Source organism: Runella sp. R0.1_18 (genome assembly GCF_057652155.1).
In genome coordinates this window covers 1-628 of the sequence record NZ_JBYFCK010000086.1, presented here as the reverse complement: position 1 = coordinate 628, position 628 = coordinate 1, and the positions used below count along the sequence as shown (strand labels likewise).

Here is a 628-nt window from a genome sequence, read left to right as displayed (position 1 = left end):
TTTGCCCAGATCGAGCGGACCCTAAAAGACTTCCGGGAGCAGAAAAACTCCTTCCAGTCAATATCCATCGACGAGCTGATCGAGAAAGTCCGACAGGAAAATGTAGTGGTCCTGGATGTAAGGCCCGAAAAAGAGTACCGGGCCGGACACATTCCCCAAGCCTTATCGGTCCCGATGGAACACCTTTCGGAACGGATTGCCGCTTTACCCAAAGACAAACCGGTGATTGTGTACTGCCGGGGCCCCTTCTGTGTGTTTGCTGATGAAGCCGTCGAACAACTGCAAAAACAAGGCATTAAGGCTTGGCGCCTGGAAGAAGGATTCCCGGATTGGAAAAGCCGAAACCTTCCCTTTCACATGGCCTAAGTTATATTCCCGGAGGAGATTCTTTTGTACCGCTATAACTATCCACATCAGGCGATATGCTTTTTTTCCTTCCCACCTTATAAAGAATTACCGTTATGTCCACAATTCCTACCGTCCTGGGGCTGCGGGAGAACTGGCCCCAGTTTACCCTGCTGGTAATCATCAATGGCTTTGTTGGGGGAATGATTGGCCTGGAGCGAACGCTGCTCCCCGAGCTGGCCGAGCAGGAGTTTGGCCTGGTGGCCCGCACGGCCCTGCTATC

Annotated in this window: 1 protein-coding gene and 1 pseudogene; both read left to right on the top strand. The window is 52.4% G+C overall.

The genetic code is table 11. The features are described from left to right. A partial coding sequence (locus AC23P2_RS31160) for a rhodanese-like domain-containing protein (RefSeq protein ID WP_487776800.1) occupies window positions 1-366 on the top strand: 366 nt, incomplete at its 5' end. Between the two features lie 95 nt (window positions 367-461). Further along, a pseudogene (locus AC23P2_RS31155) lies at window positions 462-628 on the top strand (MFS transporter); the annotation flags it as partial.